Raw genomic sequence first — 21,358 nt, 5'->3', positions numbered from 1 at the left:
GAGGGGACGTGTATACTACTGTATTAGTAGTAATAATACAGTTAATACAGAAGAGACGGAGGTGGATCTATGTTTGAACTGGATATCAGCAGCCGTAAGCCGATATACGAGCAGTTGATCGACAAACTGAAGCAGCTGATTATTCACGATGTTCTTAAGGAAGATGAAAAGCTTCCTTCTGTAAGGGAACTGGCGCAGCAGTTGACGATCAACCCGAATACGATTCAAAAGGCATACCGGGAGCTTGAGTCCCAGGGCTACATTTACTCGTTGAAAGGTAAAGGAAGCTTTGTTCATCCTTCAAGTAAAAACGGACGGAAAGAGGAGCTGGAAAAAGTGAGGGAAGAGTTGAAGAAATTATTTGCAGAAGCGATGTATTTAGGTATGAGCCGGGAAGAGATTGCTGAACTTTTAAAGGATGTGGAAGGGGGAGAACGTCATGATTGATGTGAGAAACGTCGATAAATCGTTCGATAAACAACAGATTTTAACCAATGTCAGCTTTCATGTGAACAAGGGATCGATCTACGGGATGCTTGGATCCAACGGTGCCGGTAAAACGACGATGATGCGGATGCTCGCAGGAATCCTGCGGCAGGACGACGGTCAGGTCCATATTGACAATGCTGGGATTTATGAAAATACGAAAACAAAGCAGCGGCTCATATTTCTGCCGGATCACTTGTATTTCCTACCGCAATACACCATTCGTCAGATGGGGGACTATTATCGATCCTTGTTTCCCGGCTGGGATGAAGAGCGGTACGAAAAGCTGAGAACGCTTTTTAAGCTGGACGACAAGCAGAAGCTCAGCCGTTTTTCAAAAGGGATGCAGAGACAGGCGGCGTTCTGGCTCGCATTGTCCACCGTGCCGGATGTATTGATTCTTGATGAACCGTTTGATGGCCTGGATGCTGTCATGAGACAGAAAATCAGAAACTTGATTATCCAGGATGTGGCTGAACGTGAAATGACGGTTTTGATTTCTTCTCATAACCTGCGGGAAGTGGAGGATATCTGCGACCACGTCGGCATCCTTCATAAGGGAGAGATCCTGTTGGAACGGGACTTGGACGACTTGAAGGAAGACGTGCATAAAATTCAGGCCGCCTTCAAGGAGGATGCGTTTGATCCTGATGAAACAGATCTTGACGTCCTTCATGTAGAAAAACGGGGAAGCGTATATGTCCTCATCGTCCGTGGCACAGAGAAAGAAGTGGCACAGGAAATTCAGTCATGGCATCCTGTGGTTTATGACCGCCTGCCGTTAACGCTTGAGGAAATCTTCATCTATGAAATGGGAGGTGTCGGATATGCGTTTGAAAACATCCTTGTTTAATAAGGAAATATTCAAGCAGGATTTCAGAGCTGTAGGGTGGATCAGCATCGTCTATTTTCTTGGACTTTTCTTTCTCGTTCCGCTGCCGCTGTTTATGGATCTGAATACAGCCACTCCTACGACTCTACCGGTGGAAAATGACGGAGGGCTCCTCGGTTCGATGTTCGCCTTTGAGCTTCAAGCTGTTTTTCTATTGATTCTCCCTGTCTTGATGGCTGTTTTTTTATTCCGGTATCTTCAAACGAGGGATGCCTCAGACTTTGCTCATAGCTTACCGATCAGCCGCGGCAGGCTGTTGAACCATCACCTGGTGTCGGGGATTGTTCTGCTGCTCGTCCCGGTTCTCTTGAATTTCATCATTTTAGTTGTAACTTCATGGATCGCAGACGTATCGGGTTATTTCACGATGGGAAATGCCGCTTACTGGCTCGTTCTTTTCTGTGTCATGTCCATCCTATTATTTATGACCGGTGTTTTTGTAGGGACGCTGACCGGTTTATCCGCTGTTCATGCAGTAATTACGTATATTTTCCTGCTATTTCCCGCTGGAATGTACTTATTGATTAGCTATTACCTGGACATGACAATCAATGGTTTTTCAGGCGTCATCGTTCAGGAAGAAACGATCCAGCATTTATCACCAATCACAGATGTTCTGACGGCGCCCCCTTCCAGTGGTGAAGCCTCCGATCTTCCATTATCCCAAGTTTCTTTATGGACGTACGGTTTGGCATCTGTCGTCATTTATGGCCTTTCTTATGTCATTTATCAAAGGCGTGCGTTGGAAACGGCCACAAAAGCCGTGACTGTTCCAGCGCTGCGCCCTGTCTTTAAGTTTGGTGTTACCTTCTGCACCGCACTGCTTGGAGGGATGTATTTCGGTCTCAGCTTGAGTTCGTACGGCTGGATGGTGTTTGGCTGGGGATTGGGCGGAACCTTCGGGTATATGGTGTCAGTCATGCTGTTGGAGAAGACGTGGCGTGTCTTCCATATCCGTCTCATTAAAAACTGGCTCGTCTATACAGGAAGCGCAGGTGCTGTCCTGGCTCTCCTTCCGTTAGGCTGGCAGAGCTACGAAGCTTACATTCCGGAGCAGGAAACGGTTGTAAAAGCTTATATCAGTGAGGGTTATGGTGAATATGAACAGCATCAGATTGACGGCACGCCGATTTCCTATATCACATCAGGAGAGGGAATTGAATCCGTTCTTAATTTACATGAAGCCCTTGTCGAATACAGCGAACCTATGGTGATTGGGGAAGACTACTTCTTTATCCATTACGAACTGGAAAACGGTCGGGAGGTCCAGCGGCAGTACCAAACGGCTGATCCAAGAATCGAAGCCGCCCGGCAGGCGGTTTATGAAACAGAAGAAGGTAGAAACATCCGTTATCCAGCTTTAACACTGGAGAGTGGACAGGTGGACCGCATCCATCTTGATCCTAATGGAAAAGGAAGACCGCAGACAATCATGGATGACGAGAAAGTGACCGGCTTGTTGAAGGCTTTGCAAGAAGATCTGCGCAGTCAGTCTTATGAAGAGATGGCCCATCCAAGCGGCATGTATTCATGGATATCCTTCCGTGTGAGGGACGAATCCAATGAAATCATAACCAACCCTTATCAAACGACCGTATACGAAGCGTATGAACGAACGACGGCCTGGCTTAAAAAGGAAGGGTTGTATGAGGAGTTTATGGTCGGACCTGGGGATATTGCTGAAGCGGTAGTGTTTGAATGGCCGGAGGAACAGCTCGCCGATGATTATCCGAGATTTATCTATGATCGGTTAATGGAACAGGGCGTGGAGCCACTGGCCGTGGAAGGTGATGAGAAAATCGAGCCTCTGCTTCAAGGCGAACACAATCAGGATAGCGGTGCCTATATAGTCGCCCTTTACTATGATGATACCAACAAAGACCATAATGAAATTGTGACGTTCACCAAAGAGAATGCTCCCGATTTCGTTCGACAGTATTTTGAGTAAGGAGGAGAGCCGGATGGATATCCGTGAACTTTATGAGCGTTATCACCGGCGGGTCTTTTTCTCTGCATATAAAGTGGTGAAAAGCCACAGCCTTGCTGAAGATGTGGTGCAGGAAACGTACTTGAAAGCCTATCACAAACTGGATGAACTGACGGATGAGGAAAAAGCGGGGGCCTGGTTGTCTACGATTGCCGCAAGAAAAGCGGTCGATCTGCTGAGAAAAGAGCGGCGTGCCGTTGTAGTATCGCTTGAACATATCCCGCTGCCCGATTCTTTATGTCAAAAGGACTCCCTCGTTGAAGCAACGTGTGAACGGCATCAGCTTGAGGAGGAGATCCAATCATCCATCAACTTACTATCCCCTAAAATAAGGGATGTTCTTCACTTAAGCTTTCAGTACAGCATGAAGGAGCAGGAAATCGCGGCCTTTCTGAACATAACCCAGGGCGCCGTGAAGTCGAGGCTGCACCGGGGCCGGAAACAGTTAAAACAGAAATTCGATCAGAAGAAGTCGGTGGAAAAGACGGCATGAAAGAGTCACTCTGAAAATGGCTTCCTTTCAGCGTGCAGAGGAACCTGTGTTTTTCTAGCGTCTCCATGAGTGCGGATCATTCGCTTAAGCGGGGCGTGACCTCGAACGCTCTGTGAGTACAACATACTAATTCTCAACAAACGAAGGCCGCCCTGGAAACCGGGGCGGCCTTCGTTGTTCATTTTAAAACGATCTGATTAAAGAGCAGGGGTTGGGGTAGGTTCTGCATACCCGTTTTCATATGCTTCATCAATATCTGCACGGATGTCCTTGATCGATTTCCCCTGCTGATAATCGTTGATGGAAGAGGCAGCAATTTCAAGGCAGACCCCGCATTTCGTTCCGTGGTCATCCCACATGATCCGGCCGTCGTCATGGTTTTCATGAACGAAGCAGTCGTAATTATCTTTATGGCCGGCGCTTTCTCCGCAACCACAGTAGCAGGGAATGTTTTCAAGCAGATCACGGTGCTGGGCAGCAGCCAGGTAGATGTTCTGGACATTTTCGGGTTTCTCGTCCATGAAGGCGGGGAGGACATCCGCTGAAGCCGTTTCTTCACGCAGGTCTCCGTTCGCATGTTCGACATGACTCTCTTCACTTTCCGACGCTCCACATCCTGTAAGGAACAGGCCGGATACGAGTATACCCATGATGAGTACATTTTTCAGCAAAACAAAGCACCCTCTTTATATAGATTACCTCTATCATAAAGAGGGTGCAGGAAAGATTCAATCGTTTTCAAAAAAATGACAGACTTTCATAGAATTATTTTCCGAAAGAAGAGAGGAACTTGACTCTATCACCCATAGGCGGGACATTGTCATCCACAAGGGAAATCTCAAGAACGGCTGGCCCGCTGCTTTTCAAAACCTCTCCGAGTGTATCTTCATTCACATCTTCCATGGAATGAACGGAAGCAGACGGCACACCAAGAGAAGCGGCCATAGCAGTAATATTGACCGCTTCCTGACCAAACCGCTCATGCGCACGCTTATACTGCAGCGTATGCCCGTGATGGACCATGCCGAGCCGTGCATTATTCATCACGATAAACAAGACGGGGATGTTGTATTCTTTGGCTGTCAGCAGTTCCATCCCGTGCATGAAGAAGCAGCCATCTCCGGTGAGGCTTACCACGGGTCTTTCCGGTTCTGCAAGCTTGGCACCGATGGCACTGCCGATGCCGCTTCCCATCGCTCCGAAGTGGACATTGATATCAAAAGAATCCGTGGAACGGACGTTCATATAGTGGACGACATAAGCCATGAATTCTCCGATATCCACTGTATAGCGTGTATTCTCAGGAAGGATCTTCTGCAGGGAGAGCAGCACATTCTGGGTGTTATACTCCGGTGTGATTTCCTGTGAGCGCTGTGGGAAGGCAGCCATTCGTTTCTGCCTTTGTCCAAGCTGATTCAAAGCTGTAATCAAAGAAGATACGGTCACATTGATATCCCCGTGTACAGCCATGTCAACCGGATACTTCCGGTTGAAGACCGTAGCATCGTAATCAACCTGGATAAGCGTCCGGTTGGCAGCCAGGTTGGGATTCCAGTTGTTCGTAGCCGTTTCTCCAAGGCTCGACCCAAGCACAAGGATGGTTTCAGCTTCATTCGAATGAATGAATGCGGAAGCCTCTTCGTGCCCCGCAAATCCGAATATCCCTTTCAGAAGCGGATGATCATCCGGGATGAAGCCCTTCGCCTGAGGGGTCGTGATAATCTGCCATTCCAGCGTTTCAGCCAGTTCCAGTACGTCTTCGACAGACCCGCGGATCCCTTGGCCGGCGAAAATGAATCCACTCGTTCCGGCGAGTTTTTCAGCCGTTTTCTGGATTTTTTCATCATCGGGAAGAAGAGGGAGCCGTTCCGGAAAAGCCGGAAGAGCGGGGGGCGTAACGGATGAAAGCTGAACGTCGATCGGCATAGCAATATGCACAGGGCCTGGAACACCGGTCAGGGCAATTTCCACCGCTTTATGAATTTCCGGAAGCAGGTCCTCCGCCCGGTCCACACGCTGGCTGTATTTCGTCACAGACTGATACAGAGGATCCGCATGCAGTTCCTGGGACGCGTTCAATCCGACAGTATCCACAGGGACAGCTCCGGTGAGGAACAGGACAGGAAGGTGCTCCCGCATCGCATTCGCCGCCCCTGTCACCAGATTTGTTCCGCCGGGACCACTGCTTCCGATGCATACACTCAGCGAACCGGAATATTTAGCATAGGCAGCGGCCATATAGGAGGCTGCTCCTTCATGCTTAGCGATAACAGGTGTAATGGAAGGCGTGTCATAAAGCTCATCAAAAAAGGCATTCACCGATCCAGCCGGAATTCCAAAAATATAAGAAACATCTCCTGAAACTAAATAATCCAGTACAGCACGAACAGATTTCATTTCATTAGCTCCTTTATGAATGTGATGGGACGTACCGCTCCTCAAATTCAGATACAGGAAGAGGGCGGCTGTATAAATATCCTTGAATCCAGTAGCACCCGTGCCGGGCAAGGAAGTCAGCCTGATCTCTGCTCTCGACTCCTTCTGCAATGACGTTCAGTTTCAGACTGTCAGCCAGAGTGATGATCGTCTTGATGATGGCGGCATTGTTCGCATTCGTTGTCATATGATCAATAAAGGATTTATCAATCTTAAGCGTATCCACCGGGAAATCCTTCAAATAGCCGAGGGAGGAATAACCTGTCCCAAAATCATCAATGGATATCTGCACACCAAGGTCCTTCAGTTCCCGGATCGTTTTAAGGGTTTGATTGGTATTGTTGACGATTAAATTTTCTGTCAGCTCCAATTCCAGCAGCTGTGGTGGAAGACCGGTCTCTTTAAGAATAGCAGCTACCTTGGATGCAAGATCGGTCTGCTGGAACTGCTGCGGCGACAGGTTGGCGGAGACGGCGAGCTGCGTGCATCCTTTGTCGTACCACTTTTTCATCTGGCGGCAGGATTCTTTGATGACCCACTCCCCGAGGACGGTAATCAACCCGGTTTCTTCCGCCAGCGGAATAAACCGGCCGGGGGACAGCAGACCGAATTCCGGATGATTCCAACGAATCAGTGTTTCCGTACCGATCAATTCATCGGAGCGGACATCGAATTTGGGCTGATAATACAGTTCAAACTCATCCCCACGCTGGAGGGCTTTGAATAAGTCATTCTCCAGCTGGATCTGTTCAACCGAACGTTCTTCGATATCATTGGAAAAAAGCTGATATTGATTACCAGCGTAATCTTTCGCTTTATACATCGCTACGTCCGCATGTTTGATCAGCGATTCAACATTGTCCCCATTCTCCGGATATATGCTGATACCAATGCTGGTTTTTATGCTTACTTCCTGGGATTGAATCGTAAAGGGCGTGTCGAAAGAAGCCAATACCCGCTCTGCGCATGAAACAGCATCTTCTGTCCGATCGATTTTAGGAAGAAGGATGATGAATTCGTCGCCTCCCTGCCTGGAAACCGTCGCCTCCTTCGGAATGGCATGCTCCAGACGCTGGGCGGCCTGCTGGAGCACCATATCCCCGAAGCTGTGTCCGAACGTATCATTGATTTTCTTGAATCGGTCAAGGTCCAGAAACAGAATGCCCAGCGACTTTCCTGTTAATTCTGCATAGCTGAGCGCCTGCTTCAGCCTGTCTCTGAACAGGACACGGTTCGGAATATTGGTGACGACATCATAATAGGCATGGTATTTGATCTTTTCCTCCATCTGCTTGCGTGATGTCACATCTTTGAAGGTCACTACGTACCCGATGGTCTTATCGTTTTCCTGCTTAGGTGTTATAACATATTCGACAGGAAACGATCCGCCGTCTTTTTTTATGAAAAAGTGCTCCTGCCCGCTGTGAGTTTCCTTCCAGAGATAGAGATCCTTGAAGGAGTGGATGTCCACACTCGGATCTTCCCACTTGAAAATCCGTGCGTAGGACAAGCCCACTACATCGGTTTCATCGGAATAACCGAGCAGACTGGTGGCAGAAGGGTTTGCGAAGGTGATGTTTCCATCAAGGTCGATGCCGAAAATCCCTTCGCCCGCGGAATTCAAGATCAGGTCCTTTTCACGGCTGATCTGCTTCAATTCTATGAAAGCCTCCTCCAGTTCCCGGTTTTTCTCTATTAATTCAGAGGTACGGTCCTGGATGATAACCTCCTGCTTTTCTATATACAATAGATTGAATAAAACGGGGGCTGTTGTATCCACGATGGATTCAGCGAGCTGGCGGACAGAGGGGGTGAAGCGGAATTCCGTTTCAGTCAGATTGACGATGGCGATGGCGCCAAGGACTTCTCCAAGTGATACAAGAGGAATCATATACAGTCCTTTAATTCCAAACTCCCTGCAAATGTGCTTGTTGACACGGTCATCTTCATACACATCCGGGACAAGCACGGACTTTTTTGTTTCAATCACTTCCTGAAAGATCAGGTCTTCCTTATGATCGAACCGTGTCTTTCTGTGAGTGGCGATCCAGTCTTCCTCGGTCCAGTCACTGTTTTTGTTCAGGCTCGCCGGCTTCAGGCGGTCTTCTGCTACAGGATCGATAAAATGCGCGCCGATGTTCTGGTTTCCAAGGACTTCTCCAAGGTAATAAAAACATTTATCAAGAGCTTCCTGCAGCGAAGAACACAAAGATAAATCGCGTGTCACGTTAAGGAGAAGCTGTTTTTCTGAAATCAGTTTTTCTTTTCTTGTCAGGTTGTTGGCATTTCGCAGCGCTACAGCGGCCATGTGAATATAGGCTTTGACGCTTTCAATCTCAGAGTCCGTCAAATCCATGGGGATCCCGTAGTCAAACAAGAAGACGAGTCCATACAATTCATCTTCATAGGAGATGGGAGCGACAAGCAGCGAGTTGATCTTAAACGCCTGGATCGCCCGCTGGTCCGGGCGGTCATCCTTTGAAGTGTCCGGGATATAAATCGCTTCCCGTGTTTCAATCACTTCTTTGGCTAACAGATCCTGTTCCGGCTCGACAATGTGCATATCCAATGTCATGCCGTTAATGGTATTGGGTTTCCCTACATACCCCTGGTACGTGCCGTCTTCCCGCGGCAGATAAATCCCCACGGAATCGCACCTCATGATTTCTTCTGATATGGCTGTTACTACATGCTCTAATACTTCGCGCAGATCCAACTTGGTGTTGATCAGCTTGGTAATTTGAGCTAGTCGAGAATATCTGGTTTGCTCTTCAGCCATGTGGTTCCCTCCATAGTTTCATCTTTTGATAAAGTTCGACTATTATAGTGAACTTCCTGCATAAGATCCAAAGTTTTTTGAATAAGATCGAAAATAAAAGGCACAAAAGAACGTCTTTTGTGCCTGGTATCTATAACATATTGAGCACAGCTCCGGCAGCAACCCCGATGATAACGATGGCCCATGCCGGGACTTTAAAGAAATGAAGCAGGGAGAACAGGATGGCAGCGAGCGCGAAATCTTCTCCGCTTAAAATCGAGCTCTTAAGGACCGGATCATAAAAGGCAGCCAGCAGGATGCCGACGACGCTGGCGTTCACGCCTGTCAGAACTCCTTGGAAAGCCGGGCGCTTCCTAAGTTCGTTCAAGAACGGGAGCGCGGCTACAAGGAACAGGAAAGACGGGAGGAAAATCCCTGCCGTCGCGGCGACAGCTCCAGATATTCCCTGAATCATCGTACCGAGATAGCTTGAAAACGTGAACAAAGGTCCGGGAACAGCCTGAGCCATTCCATATCCGGCCAGAAAATCACCGGCAGATAAAAGTCCGGTCGGAACAACTTCCCGTTCCAGCATCGGAAGGACCACATGACCGCCCCCGAAGACAAGAGATCCGACCCTGAAGAATGTATCAAACAGCTGGATGAACAGACTGTCTGTATTCCTTGCCAGCACAGGCAGAAAAATAAGCAGGCCGACAAGAATACTGAGGGAAGCGATCCCTGCTTTTTTAGAAAAAGTGACAGGAAACGGCTGGATTTTGGACGGATTCAATCCGGAGAACATCTTCCACCCGAAGACGCCCGCAGCGAATATGATGACCAGCTGCATCCAGGCGGATGGATAAAGCAGCAGAATCAAGGCGGCTGCCAGTGCCATCGCAATCCTCGGCTTGTCCGGAGTCAACTTTTTACCAAGCCCCATCAATGCATGCAGGACGACAGCGGCAGCAACGACTTTAAGGCTGTGGATGAAACCGGCATCTGCCAAGTCAAAGGATTGATAAAGCATAGCGAATAGAATAAGAACCAGAATGGACGGCATCGTAAAACCGAACCAGGAAATCAATCCTCCAATGAACCCTCCGCGCAGCATACCTATGGCAATGCCTACCTGACTGCTTGCCGGTCCGGGGAGAAACTGGCAGAGGGCAATGATATCAGCATAGGTTTTATCATCGAGCCACTTTTTACGATCGATGTATTCGTCCTTAAAATAGGCAAGGTGCGCAATAGGGCCGCCGAAGGACGTGAAGCCGAGTTTTGTCGACGTGCGCAGTATTTCCAGCCAGTTACTTTTCTTTGATTGACTCATCTGAAATCTTCCTCCAATCTTTTCCTAAGATTTCTTCAGCAAGTTCCTGGACCTGCTGTTTTCCTTCTTTCAGTATCTGCTGCCCCTTGTCTGTAATGACATAGTATTTGCGGATTTTCCCTTCTACCTTCTCCTCGTATTTTTCCAGCAGCTCATCCTTATGCAGCTGCTTGAGCGTAGGGTAGAGGGTCCCGGGACTGATATCATAACCGTGGGAAGCAAGCTCCTCCATAAGAAACGCGCCGTATATCGGTTCTATACTGGCATGATAGAGGATATGGATCTTAATCGAACCAAGAAAAAAATCTCTCAGCACATCGACCACCTCCATTATCGAAATCCGATATCATAATACGATAATGGTTGGGGGAAAGCAATGGAATCCCTGTAACCTTTACAAAAGATTTACTTTTGCATTCTTTTTCCGCCCTCCGTACAATGGGAGGTAATCACGTGTACGAACATATATGAAGCGGAGAAGGTGACAGATATGGAAATGTACGATGTAACCATTATCGGCGGAGGTACGACGGGAATGTACGCCGCTTTTTATAGTGGGATGAGAGGGATGAAGACGAAGGTGATTGAAGACCAGCCGGAAACAGGAGGCAAGGTTTCGTTCTTTTACCCGGAGAAACAAATCTACGATGTCGGCGGTTTTCCCGGGATATCCGGGGAGGAACTTGCGGCAAATGTGGAAAAACAGGCACAGAGCATTCAACCGGCTCTTGTGACAGGGACAAAAGTAAAAGATTTTCAGAAACAGGAAGATGGGACGTTTCTTCTCATGACCAATGATGGGTCCGCTCATTATACAAGGACCGTCCTGATCGCTTCTGGACTGGGGACTTTCCAAATGCAGCCTCTCCAGGTGAATGGCGCCGCTGCTTATGACGGCACACAAATCCACTACACAATAAAAAATAAGGAACAGTATAAAGGGCTGAAAACCGCTGTTGTATCAGAAAACCGTGTTGGAATCGACTGGGCGCTTGCGCTGGAAGCCTCCGCTGATGAAGTGACGCTGATCAATAGGGGCAACGCCTTTAAAGCGGTTTATGAAAAGGATGAGGAAAAACTGCAGGCGTCCTCAGTTCACGTCCAGTACGGCCGTACCATTCAGCAGTTGAAAGAGGAAGACGGACAGATGACCGGGGTGGTTTTGAGTGATGGTACAGAGCTTTCTATTGATCACCTTCTCGTTTATGAAGGACTGCAGATGGAGAAAAGCGTGTATGATCAATGGGGAATCCACACCGATAAAGGACGGATTCCTGTAGAAACGGATATGTGTACCAATATTCCCGGAGTGTTCGCGGCAGGGGATGCAGTGGTCTATCCAAGTAAAACGATGTTGATTGCTTCCGGATTCAATGAAGCAATGGCTGCCATCAACAGCGCTGCCACTTTCCTGGATCCTAAAGCGAAGACTCAGGTATACAGTACCGTCATTTATAAATACCTCGATGATTAACAAGTCGCGTCTCAGGTCTTTTGATCTGTAAAAACGGCTCTCCGTGGACGAGCGTGGCAATCAAAGGATAAACCCGTACAGTGACTCAGAAATCTTGGTCTCTGTACGGGTTTTATATCGGTATAGAGCTTTTCCGCTTCGTTTTAATGAACGTTGAAGTAACGGGCCTCCGGATGGGCAAATACCATCGCTGTTACGGATGCTTCCGGTTCCATCATGCATTCTTCTGTCAGTTCAATACCAATATCCCCTGGTTGAAGAAGGCGGAACAGCTTCTTCTGATCTTCAAGCTCTGGACAGGCCGGGTAGCCGAAAGAATACCGCTGTCCCTGATATTTGGCTGAAAATCGTTCCTGCATCGTAAAGTCTGTCGTATCCGGGAACCCCCAGCGGTCACGCATTTCCTGGTGGATCTTTTCCGCCAGCCCTTCAGCTGTCTCCAGAGCCAGTGCCTGCAGCGCATGGCTTTCCAGGTAACGGCCGTTATTTTTCAGCTCCACGGACCTTTGTCTGATTCCTTTGCCTGCGGTAACTGAGAAAAAACCGACATAATCCATCTCTCCGCTTGAAACGGATCTTAAATAGTCTGCAAGGCAGAGAAACGGTTCTTTCTGCTGCCTCGGGAACGTAAAGCGTTCCATGACACGGGTATGATCCCGGGGATCGTAGATCAGGACATCATCGCCGTCGGACTGCGCGGGGAAAAACTGGTATAAGGCAGAAGGTTCGATCCAGTTGTTTTGTTTCGCCTGCGTCAGCAGTTGATTGACGACTTCGTTTAAATGGACGGCTTTTTCATTTCCTTCTGACAGCAGCTTCTCGAATCTGCCCTTTAATCCAAGGTGGTGTCCAATCAACATCTGCTTATTGATATACGGTTCAACGTGTGCGACAGGGTGTCGGAGGATCAAGTGCCGCTGAAAGTCGTGTGGCTTGTATACGGGTCCATTCGCGGCAGCCGTTGAGACTGGTCGGACAGCCGTGGCTGTGCCTCCGGCTCTGTTTTTTTCCGGGGCTGGACGATTCGTTCGCTCGACTGCAGCTGCCTGTTTTTCAGCCTGTTCACTTAGAAACTGTTCCCTGGAATCTTCACTGCTTAATTGATTGGAAATAGCGAGCCCGTCCATGGCATCCTTGGCATATAAGACAGGTCCTCCATATTCTGGTGAAATTTTTGTATGGGTGAACTTCCGTGACAGGGCAGCGCCGCCGACAAGAATCGGCAGTTGGATGTTCTGCTGTTTCAAGTCCTGAGCGGTTAATACCATCTGCTGGGCAGATTTCACGAGCAGACCGGAGAGTCCGACAATGCTCGGTTTTTCTTGCTGTATCTGCTGAATCAGCTCTACGGGTGTCACTTTGATTCCGAGATCGACGACTTCAAAACCATTGTTGCTTAAGATGATTTCGACCAGGTTTTTGCCGATGTCATGAACATCCCCTTTGACTGTCGCAAGCAGAACCTTGCCTTTTTTATTGGAAGCATCCCCTTTTTCCATATGCGGCTCAAGGTAGGCGACGGAAGCCTTCATGACTTCGGCACTCTGCAGAACCTCAGCGACAATCAGCTGGTTATCATTGAACAAGCGGCCGACTTCAGCCATGCCGGTCATTAACGGACCGTTAATAATCGAAAGAGGTGTGTCATACTGTTGGAGGGCGAGGTTCAAATCAGGTATCAGCCCTTCCTTCGTACCTTCCACGACATAATGAGCGAGCCGCTCCTCAAGATTCATCGTTGATGTCGGCGTTTTGGATTCCTTTTTCTTTCCGCGGTAAAAAGCTGTGAAATCTGCCAGTGTTGCGTCATTGGTATGAAACAGCAGTTCATCGGCGAGGGAGATTTCATCCCCACCGATCGAGGCGTAGCGCTCGAGCTTTTCCGTATTCACAATCGCATAATCAAGACCGGCTTTTGTACAGTGATACAAATAGACAGCGTTCAGCACTTCCCGGCCGACTGGAGGAAGCCCGAACGATACATTACTCACCCCAAGGACAGTCTGACAGAGAGGAAGGTGCTGCTTAATCAACCGGATGCCTTCAATTGTCGCTTCTGCTGACCCGATATACTGCGCATCTCCGGTACCGACGGGGAAGACGAGCGGGTCAAAAATAATATCACGAGGGTTTATCTCGTATTCGTTTACGAGAATATCAAAGGAACGTTCGGCGATTTCCAGTTTCCGCTCCGCCGTAACGGCCATCCCCGTTTCATCAATCGTCCCGACAACAAGTGCCGCTCCGAACTGCTTAGCTAGGGGAAGCACCTCTTTGAAGCGCTCTACACCATCCTCCAGGTTGATGGAGTTAATGATCACTTTCCCCTGGGAAAAGGTAAGAGCTTTCCGGATGACGTGATAATCCGTGGAGTCGATCACCAGAGGCACCTTCACCTTATTGACGACCTGCTTCATGAAGGCTTCCATATCCTTGATTTCCTCCCGGTCCGGGTCGGCGAGACAGATATCGATGACCTGTGCTCCTTTTTTCACTTGGGCGCGGGCAATTTCCGACGCTTCCTCGTATTTTTCTTCTGCAATCAATCGTTTGAACTTTCTGGACCCGATTACGTTCGTCCGCTCCCCTACAAGGATCGGGCGGTCAGCGGGATCATCATAAATCAACGGCTCAATTCCGGATAGTGCGTGGGCATGGTCTTCCGGGGCGGTTCTTGGAGTGTACGCTTTGACGGCTTCTGCTATGGCACGAATGTGATCCGGCGTCGTGCCACAGCAGCCGCCGACAATATTCAACCATCCTTTTTCAGCAAAACCTGCCACTTTAGATGCCAGAGAAGCCGGGGTTTCATGATAATGTCCTTCTTCATCGGGCAGCCCTGCATTGGGGTAGCAGCTGACGGAGGTGGCAGCAAGATCCGAAAGAGAGCGCAGGTGATCCCGCATAAACTCCGGCCCTGTGGCGCAGTTCAACCCGACGACAGCCGGATTCATATGTTCCAGCGATAAATAAAAGGCTTCTATGCTTTGTCCGGCAAGGGTCGTTCCCATCGGCTCAATCGTACCGGAAATCATAAGGGGCAGCTCGATTCCGAGTGCATGACCGGCACGTGTAATCCCGAGATAGGCCGCTTTGACATTCAGCATATCCTGGGACGTTTCCAACAACAGAAGGTCGACGTTTCCCCTCATTAATCCGCGTGCCTGTTCCTCATAGGTGTCCGCCAGCTGCTCGAATGTCGTCCCACCGGTGACGGATAAGGTTTTCGTCGTCGGCCCCATCGCTCCTGCAACAAAGCGGGGGTGATCTTCTGTGCTCATTCGTTCTGCAGCCGTTTTAGCGATTTGTGCTGCTTTGATATTGATTTCCTCCGCCAGGTGACCGAGATTGTATTCATCGAGGACAAGGCTCGTGGCACCAAACGTGTTGGTTTCGATAATGTCCGCTCCCGCTTCCATATACCGGGTGTGGATGGTATCAATCAACTCCGGGTAGGTGAGGTTCAAATATTCATTGCATCCGTCGTAGTCCTCGCCGCCAAAATCCTCAGGGCTCAGGCCTGCTTCCTGAAGCATCGTCCCCATGGCTCCGTCCAAAATGAGAATCCTCTTTTTCAGCTGTTCGTCAAACCATGTGGATGCCATCGGACATCTTCCTTTCCTGTTCCTTTGTTTTCTGTTTAATGTACTTCGTTAGTTCCACCGTCATCTCGTAGCGGAGGAACGGGGTGATCAAGTAAATGCCGTTAAACAGGTCAACCGCTGTATCGATGAGGGACTTTGCAATGCTGATGCCCTCGGCCTGCGCTTGTTTCCGGTCCTGTCCGGCTTTTTCCATTTTTTCCAGTATGGAAGGAGACAGGGTGATGCCGGGCACTTCATTGTGAAGGAATTCAGCATTGCGTGCGCTTGTCAACGGCATGATGCCGATGTAAAGAGGGGCTTCCACTTGTTTTGTCGCTTCATAGACTTCGAGAAGCTGCTCTTCGTTAAACACAGGCTGACTGATAAAGTAATCGGCGCCGGCGGTGATTTTCTTCTTCATTCTTCCGACGGCACGGTTCAAATTTCTTACATTCGGATTAAAGGCTGCAGCGACTGAGAATGATGTTTGGTTCCCGAGAGAATTTCCGGAAAAAGAAATGCCTCTGTTCATCTGCTTAATATAGTGAATGAGATCCAAAGATGACAAATCATAGACAGACGTCGCTCCAGGAAAATCCCCGATCTTCGTGGGATCACCGGTGACCGCCAGGACTTGGCGGATGCCTTGTGTATGAAGACCCATCAAGTGGGACTGCAGACCGAGAAGATTGCGGTCCCGGCAGGCGATATGGACGAGTGGATCGACATCATATTTCTCTTTAATGATCGAAGCCATGACAGAGTTGCTGATTCGTGGAGAGGCTAGGGAGTTATCCGCAAGGGTGATCGAGTTAACACCAGCTTCCTGAAGCGCTTTGGACCCTTTAAGAAAACGATCGATGTTCAACTTTTTCGGGGGATCCAGTTCGACAATGATGGACCGGCCTTTCTTCGCCGCTTCATGGAGGTGTGGTCGTTGATCTTTAGTGGATTGGACGGCTGTTTCGGCCTTTTGACGGACAACTACAATCTTTTCTTTGATCGGTGCTTTTCCTTTTACTTTGGATGCGATGGCTTCAATGTGCTCCGGTGTTGTGCCGCAGCACCCGCCGATGATCCGCGCCCCTTGGTCGTAAAGCGCCCGGGCGCTTTTTTGAAAGTAGGAGGGATCTGTCGCATAAACGAGTCTGCCATCCTGAAAGGCCGGCAGACTGGCATTCGGATAGACCGATAGAAAAGCTTTTTCGGGTAAGGGCACTTCTTCTAAGGACTGGATCATATGGTACGGGCCGAGACGGCAGTTGATGCCTGTCACGTCCGCTCCGATTTTTTCCAGGTGAGTGAGCGCGTCAGGGAGTGGTGTACCATCCTGCAGCACCCCGGGTTCATGCATCGATACCTGGGCAATCAGAGGAAGGTCTGTTTCCTTCCGGGCGATAGACAGAATGGTGGAGAGTTCCTCTAGATCATAGAAGGTTTCAAAAAGAAGGCCGTCCACTTGTTCAAACAAAAGACAGTAGAGTTGTTCCCGGAAGCTTCGTTTTATTTCCTCAAGAGAAACAGCTTGTTTCTGAACCCCCCGGATGCCGCCGACCGTTCCGAGTACATACGCCTTGTCGCCGGCGGCATGTCTTGCGAGCTGGACAGCGGCTGTATTGATCTCCTTTACGTGATCCTCGAGGCCGTAACGGCCAAGTTTGATGTAATTGGCACCGTACGTATTGGTTTGAATCAAATCGGCTCCTGCCTGGACGTAAGCGTCATGAACGCTTTTCACTTCTTCTGGATGCGAAAGGTTCAGTTCCTCGAAACACTGGTCGACCCCGTAGGAATAAAGAAGAGTCCCCATCGCCCCGTCTCCGACCAGTGTTTGTCTATGGAGGGCTTCACGTAATGTCATATACTCACCCTCCTGTCTTCAGCAGTCCGTTCGATTTGGTTCAAAGCCTGCGAAAAGTCAGCGATCAGGTCCTCCGGTTTTTCCAATCCGACCGATAAACGCAGCAGTCCGTCTGTGATGCCGCGTTTGGCCCGTTCCTCCTTAGGCATGGAGGCATGGGACATCCGCGCCGGGTACGATAAGATCGACTCGACAGCTCCAAGACTTACGGCATACACCGGAATTTCGACAGCTTTTGTGAATTGACGGACAGCCTCCTCGTCACGGAGGCGGAAAGATAGAACGGCTCCATACCCGTCGGATTGATACGTGTGGGTGGAATTCCCCGGATGACAGCGGAAGCCTGGATAGTACACGTGCTCGACCAGAGGGTGACTGGATAAAGCTTCTGCGACTTTTGCCGCTGATTGAGATGATTGGGTGATTCGGCAGTGGAGTGTCTTCAGGCCGCGGAGCACGAGCCAGCAATCGTGTGCGCCCAGAATAGATCCGAAAGAATTCTGTAGAAAAGAAAGAGCCTCTGCGACGTCTTTCCTGTTGGTCACGGCTAACCCGGCGACGACGTCACTGTGTCCGGCAATGAACTTTGTTGCACTATGGAGGACAAGATCGGCGCCAAGGTCGAGCGGACGCTGCAGGGCTGGTGTCATAAAGGTGTTATCGACAAAGGTGAGGCAGTTGTTCGCTTTGGCGAGTTTTGCCACTGCACTTATATCAGTGATTTCAAGTGTTGGATTGGAAGGAGTTTCAATATATAACAGCTTCGTATTCGGCTTTATGGCTGTAGCCACTTCATGCAGATCGGTCATGTCAACAAAGGTGTGATCGATTCCAAAGCGGTGGAGAACATCGTGGATCATTCGGAAAGTCCCCCCGTATACGTCCTTGGTTATAACGATGTGATCCCCTTTGGATAACAGCATGAATGCTGTGGAGATCGCTGCCATTCCGGAGGCGAAAGCAAAGCCTTTCGTGCCGTTTTCAAGGCCGGCGATCGTCTCTTCCAACGCTGTTCTTGTCGGGTTTCCCGACCGGCTGTAGTCGTAATCCCCCGGTGTGTCAAAATCCTGTTGGTGAAAGGTTGAGGACTGTTGGATCGGGACACTCACCGCTCCGGTCTGCGGATCGAACTTCTGGTCGTTGTGAAGCAGGCGGGTCTGCAGGGAATGGGTATTCATTGGACGGATTCCTCCTTAGGTAATTGACTCAAAGTAGATTGAAGATCTGTCAAAAGATCATCGATATGTTCCACGCCTACGGAAAAACGGAGCAGTTTATTGCACACGCCGTAGCGGACGCGTTCTTCTTCAGGGATATCGGCATGGGTCTGGGTGGCGGGGTAGGTGATGAAGCTCTCCACACCTCCGAGACTTTCCGCAAAACTGATTAAATTCAATCCTCTTAGAAAAGGGTCGATCCAATCTTCTTCCTTTAGCCGGAAGGACACCATGCCGCCTTTTCCTGGGTAGAAAATATCACTCACACATGGATGATCTTCCAGGAATCGAACGACGGCTTTGGCGTTGCCTTCATGCTGCCTCATCCGTAGAGGCAGGGTTTTCATGCCGCGCATGACGAGCCAGGAGTCGAACGGCGACAGGACAGCCCCGGATGTATTCTGATGAAAAGCGAGCTTTTCGCTGATGCCTGCTCCTTTACTGACAAGAAGTCCGGCCAGAACATCGTTATGTCCAGCCAAATATTTCGTCGCGCTGTGAATGACGATGTCCGCTCCATCCTTCAACGGCTGTTGAAGGGCCGGTGTGTAAAGGGTGTTATCGACAATCAGCAGGAGGTCATGTTCTTTTGCAAGTCCGGCCATCTGCTTGATGTCGGTTTGGTGCATGAGCGGGTTTGTCGGGGTTTCAATGTAAACGGCTTTCGTACGTTCGGTCACATAAGAAGGGAGGTCATTCAGCTTTTCGTTTTCCAGGTAGGTGAACTGTAGACGGTAACGCTCCTTCATATGTTCAAATAAGCGGTAGGTTCCCCCGTACAAATCTTCGGATACGAGAATTTCATCACCCTCCCGGAATAGGGAGAGGACGGTCTGGATGGCGGACATTCCTGAACTGAATGCAAAACCTGCGTCACCTTCTTCGATATCGGCGATGGATGCTTCAAGGATTTTTCTTGTCGGGTTGCCCGTCCGCGTATAATCAAATCCTGTAGATTCCCCGAGCCCGGGGTGGCGGTAAGGGGTGGAAAAGTAAACCGGTGGATTGATCGCTCCGTACGGTTCGTTCCGCTGGTTTCCTGTCTGGACGAATTTTGTTTCCGTGTGACACATAAAAATACTCCTTTCGTTTATGAACCGATCAAGAGAGGAAGAAGCGTGAAGACGAAAAAGGACGCCTTCTCTAAGAAGAAGGCGTCCTGGATATCCAAGGCTTCTTCTTATCTTTCAAGTTGATCAACAACTTGCTGGAGTTAGCACCCTTCTGGTCGATACCAGGGGTTGCTGAGGCTTCACAGGGCCAGTCCCTCTGCCTCTCTCGATAAGAATATAATTGTAAGTTCATGTAAATGTTGATGACTACTCTACACTACTCAGAAAGTTTTGACAATATGCATACGGAAGATTTTTCAATTTTAATCGAAACGTCCTATTTTATCCGTATTCCTTTTGGTGGGTCCGTTTTTTCTCAAGGTATTCTTCATCCTCGCGGGCTTTGATCCATTTCTCTTCGAAAATCCGGGCTGATTCTGCTTTTTCCTCATCCATGTCACGGTCGTTGATGTCTCCATCGTCATCGTATTTTTTTCCACCTTTGTAATTGGCGTACCGGCGCGAGCGTGTATACCCCATCTGGAGGAATTTACGGGCCATATCCATGCCGACAAAATCATCGTTTTTCTTGTATTCTTCAAACATAGCGTAAATTTTTTCTGACGACTCTCTGGCGATTTCAGGTGTTTTGAAGCGCCAGTGCTGGAGAATTTCACTTTTGTAGGGTTCGACAAGAAGTACACCCTGCTCGCCGCGCCCGACACGGTATTTTTCGGGTTCTTCTCTGAAATCAATGGAATCAAAATCTAAATCGTAATCAAAAGGCATGGTCCTTCGTCCTTTCTGTATTTTCTATGCCGAACATATTCAATTTCAGGTCCCTGGACAATTTTTTGATTAAAGCGCCGCCGGCTGTGCTGTTTCCCTTTTCATCAATGGCAGGGCCGACGACGCCGATTCCCATTCTTCCAGGCACCGTACCGATGATGCTCCCGGATACTCCGCTTTTACATGGGAATCCAGCTTCGACTGCGTAGTGGCCGGATGAGTTGTACATCCCGGAGGTCATCATGATGGCTTTTACGGTTCTTAGGTGGTGGGCGGGAATCAAGCTTTCTTCCGTATCTGGATCGAGGCCGCCTTTAGCAAGGAACAAGCCGACCCGGGCAAAGTCATGACAGCACATCATGACTGCATTCATACGATAGTATAAATCCAGCGCTTCTTCGACATCGGTTACAAGTGTGCCTGTACTGTGCATAAAGTAGGCGAGGGAACGGTTGCGCGAGCCGTTCGCCTTTTCTGCTTCGTACATCTCTCCGCTCATTTCAAGATGGTCGTTGCTGGTGATTTTCTTTAAGAAATGCATATAGCGGTCGAACCGGTTTTCCACGCTCTGTCCTTTAATAAGGGAAGCTGTAGCGATCGCGCCTGCGTTAATCATCGGGTTGAAAGGTTTGCTTGTGTCATAGGACTCCAGCTGGCTGATGGAATTGAAGAAATCTCCCATCGGCTCCATTCCTACGGTTTGAAAAACACGGTCCTTTCCGAAGTCCTGGAGAGCAAGCATCAAGCTGATGACTTTTGAGGTACTCTGCATCGGAATGTATTGATCATGATCCCCGGCGCTGTAGCACGAGCCGTCTGTCGTGATGATGCTGACGCCGAGGTAGTCTTTATTTGCCTCCCCGTAATCAGGAAGGTTCATATTCACCTTTCCTTGAGAAGCATAGGGACGGCTGTCCTCAATAGCTTCTTCCAAATAGGAGTTCGATAGTTCTGTCATAGCGTTTCTCCTTTTTTGTAGTTCAGTACCCTCTTACA

16 protein-coding genes and 1 riboswitch are annotated in these 21,358 nt (G+C 49.1%); of the genes, 5 read left to right on the top strand and 11 right to left on the bottom strand.

All coding sequences use genetic code 11. The features are described from left to right. Positions 1 to 69: 69 nt before the first annotated feature. Genes QMA39_RS18085 through QMA39_RS18070 form a run of 4 tightly spaced genes read left to right on the top strand, consistent with a single transcriptional unit; the run spans position 70 to position 3,858 of the window. Positions 70 to 447 (top strand): GntR family transcriptional regulator, encoded by a 378-nt coding sequence (locus QMA39_RS18085; protein ID WP_281659489.1) that lies wholly within the window; start codon positions 70 to 72, stop codon positions 445 to 447. Then, positions 440 to 1,339: an ABC transporter ATP-binding protein gene (locus QMA39_RS18080; RefSeq protein WP_281659488.1), complete on the top strand. Its 900-nt coding sequence runs from the start codon at positions 440 to 442 to the stop codon at positions 1,337 to 1,339. Before QMA39_RS18085 ends, QMA39_RS18080 begins: the two co-directional genes overlap by 8 nt. Continuing rightward, entirely contained in the window at positions 1,314 to 3,326 is a 2,013-nt protein-coding gene (locus QMA39_RS18075; protein ID WP_281659487.1) for a DUF6449 domain-containing protein, read from the top strand. Before QMA39_RS18080 ends, QMA39_RS18075 begins: the two co-directional genes overlap by 26 nt. 13 nt (positions 3,327 to 3,339) lie before the next feature. After that, the gene (locus tag QMA39_RS18070) at positions 3,340 to 3,858 is read left to right on the top strand and encodes an RNA polymerase sigma factor (RefSeq protein ID WP_206936187.1); all 519 of its coding nucleotides are present in this window, start codon (positions 3,340 to 3,342) and stop codon (positions 3,856 to 3,858) included. A 197-nt stretch (positions 3,859 to 4,055) separates the two neighbouring features. On the opposite strand, the gene QMA39_RS18065 is transcribed toward QMA39_RS18070, so the two are convergent. From QMA39_RS18065 to QMA39_RS18045, 5 genes are all read right to left on the bottom strand, one after another. After that, positions 4,056 to 4,529 (bottom strand): PCYCGC motif-containing (lipo)protein, encoded by a 474-nt coding sequence (locus QMA39_RS18065; RefSeq protein WP_027953279.1) that lies wholly within the window; start codon positions 4,527 to 4,529, stop codon positions 4,056 to 4,058. A gap of 94 nt (positions 4,530 to 4,623) precedes the next feature. Beyond that, positions 4,624 to 6,255: a thiamine pyrophosphate-binding protein gene (locus tag QMA39_RS18060; protein WP_281659486.1), complete on the bottom strand. Its 1,632-nt coding sequence runs from the start codon at positions 6,253 to 6,255 to the stop codon at positions 4,624 to 4,626. A gap of 13 nt (positions 6,256 to 6,268) precedes the next feature. Next, entirely contained in the window at positions 6,269 to 9,073 is a 2,805-nt protein-coding gene (locus QMA39_RS18055) for an EAL domain-containing protein (RefSeq protein ID WP_281659485.1), read from the bottom strand. Between the two features lie 130 nt (positions 9,074 to 9,203). Continuing rightward, positions 9,204 to 10,385 carry a chromate efflux transporter gene (gene chrA, locus QMA39_RS18050; protein ID WP_281659484.1) on the bottom strand — a complete coding sequence of 394 codons (1,182 nt, stop codon included), beginning with the start codon at positions 10,383 to 10,385 and terminating at the stop codon, positions 9,204 to 9,206. Further along, positions 10,363 to 10,716: a PadR family transcriptional regulator gene (locus QMA39_RS18045; RefSeq protein ID WP_281659483.1), complete on the bottom strand. Its 354-nt coding sequence runs from the start codon at positions 10,714 to 10,716 to the stop codon at positions 10,363 to 10,365. Before QMA39_RS18045 ends, chrA begins: the two co-directional genes overlap by 23 nt. Positions 10,717 to 10,875: 159 nt before the next feature. On the opposite strand from QMA39_RS18045, the gene QMA39_RS18040 reads away from it, so the two are divergent. After that, positions 10,876 to 11,859, top strand: a complete 984-nt coding sequence (locus QMA39_RS18040) for an NAD(P)/FAD-dependent oxidoreductase (protein ID WP_281659482.1) — start codon at positions 10,876 to 10,878, stop codon at positions 11,857 to 11,859. 143 nt (positions 11,860 to 12,002) lie between these two features. Here QMA39_RS18040 and metH read toward each other — a convergent pair whose 3' ends face one another. The 6 genes from metH to glsA form a co-directional block, all read right to left on the bottom strand. Beyond that, positions 12,003 to 15,464, bottom strand: a complete 3,462-nt coding sequence (metH, locus tag QMA39_RS18035) for a methionine synthase (protein ID WP_281659481.1) — start codon at positions 15,462 to 15,464, stop codon at positions 12,003 to 12,005. After that, entirely contained in the window at positions 15,445 to 17,304 is a 1,860-nt protein-coding gene (locus QMA39_RS18030; RefSeq protein ID WP_281659480.1) for a bifunctional homocysteine S-methyltransferase/methylenetetrahydrofolate reductase, read from the bottom strand. Before QMA39_RS18030 ends, metH begins: the two co-directional genes overlap by 20 nt. Next, entirely contained in the window at positions 17,301 to 18,482 is a 1,182-nt protein-coding gene (metC, locus tag QMA39_RS18025) for a cystathionine beta-lyase (protein WP_281659479.1), read from the bottom strand. The genes QMA39_RS18030 and metC overlap by 4 nt, the downstream gene beginning before the upstream one ends. Beyond that, positions 18,479 to 19,594: a methionine biosynthesis PLP-dependent protein gene (locus QMA39_RS18020; RefSeq protein ID WP_281659478.1), complete on the bottom strand. Its 1,116-nt coding sequence runs from the start codon at positions 19,592 to 19,594 to the stop codon at positions 18,479 to 18,481. The genes metC and QMA39_RS18020 overlap by 4 nt, the downstream gene beginning before the upstream one ends. A gap of 104 nt (positions 19,595 to 19,698) precedes the next feature. Beyond that, positions 19,699 to 19,809: riboswitch (SAM riboswitch) on the bottom strand. A 106-nt stretch (positions 19,810 to 19,915) separates the two neighbouring features. Then, complete coding sequence (locus tag QMA39_RS18015; RefSeq protein ID WP_206936176.1) at positions 19,916 to 20,362, bottom strand: DUF4385 domain-containing protein; 447 nt, start codon at positions 20,360 to 20,362, stop codon at positions 19,916 to 19,918. Next, entirely contained in the window at positions 20,352 to 21,320 is a 969-nt protein-coding gene (glsA, locus tag QMA39_RS18010; RefSeq protein WP_206936174.1) for a glutaminase A, read from the bottom strand. Before glsA ends, QMA39_RS18015 begins: the two co-directional genes overlap by 11 nt. Positions 21,321 to 21,358 lie beyond the last annotated feature (38 nt).

This window comes from Halobacillus sp. Cin3, from assembly GCF_947311855.1.
GTDB lineage: Bacteria > Bacillota > Bacilli > Bacillales > Halobacillaceae > Halobacillus > Halobacillus kuroshimensis.
Note: the sequence above shows the minus strand (reverse complement) of the source record. Positions and strands in the feature narration are given on the sequence as shown.

Bases quoted from the DNA above. Each gene is read 5' to 3' on its own strand.
- QMA39_RS18085 (WP_281659489.1), top strand. From the start codon at position 70: ATGTTTGAACTGGATATCAGCAGCCGTAAGCCGATATACGAGCAGTTG.
- QMA39_RS18080 (WP_281659488.1), top strand. From the start codon at position 440: ATGATTGATGTGAGAAACGTCGATAAATCGTTCGATAAACAACAGATT.
- QMA39_RS18075 (WP_281659487.1), top strand. From the start codon at position 1,314: ATGCGTTTGAAAACATCCTTGTTTAATAAGGAAATATTCAAGCAGGAT.
- QMA39_RS18070 (WP_206936187.1), top strand. From the start codon at position 3,340: ATGGATATCCGTGAACTTTATGAGCGTTATCACCGGCGGGTCTTTTTC.
- QMA39_RS18060 (WP_281659486.1), bottom strand. From the start codon at position 6,255: ATGAAATCTGTTCGTGCTGTACTGGATTATTTAGTTTCAGGAGATGTT.
- QMA39_RS18055 (WP_281659485.1), bottom strand. From the start codon at position 9,073: ATGGCTGAAGAGCAAACCAGATATTCTCGACTAGCTCAAATTACCAAG.
- chrA (WP_281659484.1), bottom strand. From the start codon at position 10,385: ATGAGTCAATCAAAGAAAAGTAACTGGCTGGAAATACTGCGCACGTCG.
- QMA39_RS18045 (WP_281659483.1), bottom strand. From the start codon at position 10,716: ATGGAGGTGGTCGATGTGCTGAGAGATTTTTTTCTTGGTTCGATTAAG.
- QMA39_RS18040 (WP_281659482.1), top strand. From the start codon at position 10,876: ATGGAAATGTACGATGTAACCATTATCGGCGGAGGTACGACGGGAATG.
- metH (WP_281659481.1), bottom strand. From the start codon at position 15,464: ATGGCATCCACATGGTTTGACGAACAGCTGAAAAAGAGGATTCTCATT.
- QMA39_RS18030 (WP_281659480.1), bottom strand. From the start codon at position 17,304: ATGACATTACGTGAAGCCCTCCATAGACAAACACTGGTCGGAGACGGG.
- metC (WP_281659479.1), bottom strand. From the start codon at position 18,482: ATGAATACCCATTCCCTGCAGACCCGCCTGCTTCACAACGACCAGAAG.
- QMA39_RS18020 (WP_281659478.1), bottom strand. From the start codon at position 19,594: ATGTGTCACACGGAAACAAAATTCGTCCAGACAGGAAACCAGCGGAAC.
- QMA39_RS18015 (WP_206936176.1), bottom strand. From the start codon at position 20,362: ATGCCTTTTGATTACGATTTAGATTTTGATTCCATTGATTTCAGAGAA.
- glsA (WP_206936174.1), bottom strand. From the start codon at position 21,320: ATGACAGAACTATCGAACTCCTATTTGGAAGAAGCTATTGAGGACAGC.